The organism is Rhizobium ecuadorense, from assembly GCF_001187535.1.
Taxonomy (GTDB): Bacteria; Pseudomonadota; Alphaproteobacteria; order Rhizobiales; family Rhizobiaceae; genus Rhizobium; species Rhizobium ecuadorense.
Genome location: NZ_LFIO01000413.1, coordinates 1 through 213 on the forward strand (window position 1 = coordinate 1; position 213 = coordinate 213).

1 pseudogene is annotated in these 213 nt (G+C 55.4%); it reads right to left on the reverse strand.

Features of this window, described 5'->3' with window-relative positions:
* A pseudogene (locus tag AF337_RS44255) lies at positions 1 to 213 on the reverse strand (cell envelope integrity protein TolA); the annotation flags it as partial.

The following is a 213-nucleotide window of genomic DNA, read 5'->3' on the forward strand; positions in this document are numbered from 1 at the left end:
ACCCTGCCTGTTCCGTTAATCGTCAATTGAATCCTTACCGTCATACCGTCGCTCTTGTTTTTGTATTCATCAGGCACGCGAACAGCGCGACGGATCCGCTTCTGTATCTTACCAGGGTAGTTGGCTACGGCAGCACTTCCCATACCATCAGTTCCGCCTGTCGTGGTTGACGTGCCGTTAGTTTGCGGCCCGTCCTGGCCGTTGACCACGCCC